A 1,063-nucleotide genomic window follows, 5' to 3' on the forward strand; every position below is an offset into this window, starting at 1 on the left:
CGTACTGGGAGGAGTTCGGGCTGAACGCCACTGCGCTGTTCACCTCGCTCATCATTGCCAAGAATGCTCATCTCACTTTCATGCAAGGCAACAGGCTGGTGATCCTGAACGAAGACGGGAGTGTGGCCGCAGGGTTTGTCGGAAGCGGCATACCATTGTGGGTCGGAGGTCAGGATGCGGAAACCGCACCATTCCGTGTGACCAAGGAAGGGAAAATGTATGCAACCGACGCTTACATCGAGGGGGAACTGAAAGCGGGTAAGGTGGGTGACTTCACCATCGACCGCGGGATACAGAACATATCCGATAATCCTACCGCATTCATCGACATTGAAAAGAACGGTGGAAGGTTCTTCCGTGTAAACAGGGAATACTCCACCGGCATGTGTTCGATTCGTGCCGACGAAGCTGTCGCATTGGCCATACAGACATACGGATCTTCGGAAAATTCAGTTGGTGTGGACGTAGTCGCTAATAATGCAGGCCGCGGATATGCTATCCGCAGTTACGGAAATGTGCTGTTGCAGGCACGCGAATCGGAAAGCATCCAAATACATGGTTTGCGGATGAATGTCCGTGCCGTCACTGCCTCAGGAAGCCTGAAGAAAAACGACGATTTTGTACGTTTCGCCCAATCTGGGGGAACCGCACTGACAATTACTGTCCCATCAGCTTCCGATAATGTAGGTAAGGTGTACTACCTGAAGAATACGGGAGGAACGGTGACACTGACAGGATCATCTTTCTTAGGGTCGGATGGCTATTCCGCTACCACTTCATTCAGGCTGACCGGAACAAACGCATACATGATGGTTTCTGATGGAACGTATTGGTGCTTGTTCTACTGTGGATGATAATAGAATAGAAATAATTCATAAATAACCATTTAAATTTTTAATTATGGCAGACAAAAAATTAAACGAAGTGACCGCCAATGCTACGGTGGATTATGTAATCGGAACGTTGAATGACGGAAGTACGGTAAGGATAAGCAAGGCTAACCTTGCGACTGTTGTGGGAGAACTATTAGTTCAGAATAATGTCATTTTTGGAGTTTTTGGAA

At 47.9% G+C, this 1,063-nt stretch carries 1 pseudogene; it reads left to right on the top strand.

The features are described 5' to 3' along the window. Window positions 1–854: pseudogene (locus Q3C19_RS18215) on the top strand (hypothetical protein); the annotation flags it as partial. Window positions 855–1,063: the final 209 nt, after the last annotated feature.

It is taken from the genome of Bacteroides sp. ET489, from assembly GCF_030518095.1.
GTDB classification, from domain to species: Bacteria; Bacteroidota; Bacteroidia; order Bacteroidales; family Bacteroidaceae; genus Bacteroides; species Bacteroides ndongoniae.